This is a genomic window from Agaribacillus sp. DX54, from assembly GCF_056858335.1.
In genome coordinates, this window is sequence record NZ_JBXEQE010000171.1 from 1 (window position 1) to 262 (window position 262).

Genomic DNA, 262 nt, shown 5'->3' on the forward strand with positions numbered 1-262 from the left:
TTTTCCCTGCCCGGTATATTGAAAAGAAAAAGGAATGGCATACACCTTTAAATTGAAATCATTTATCAGATTACCTTGTAAGTCGTAGGTTAGTATTCTCTTAGCTGTGTTATCCAGTATAAAAATGTGATTATTTTTAGAATCCACATCAATCTCAGCAAGTCCCATATACTCTGCGGGCCCTCTGCCGGCATTCCCGATGTTTCTTAAAAACTTTCCATCGCGAGAAAAAAGAACTACCTTCTTAGTTTTGTTATCCCTG

Annotated in this window: 1 protein-coding gene; it reads right to left on the reverse strand. The window is 37.4% G+C overall.

Translation table 11 applies throughout. From position 1 onward, the window contains the following. The coding region (locus AC04NP_RS30845) for a 6-bladed beta-propeller (protein WP_482863988.1) at positions 1-262 on the reverse strand (262 nt) is incomplete at both ends.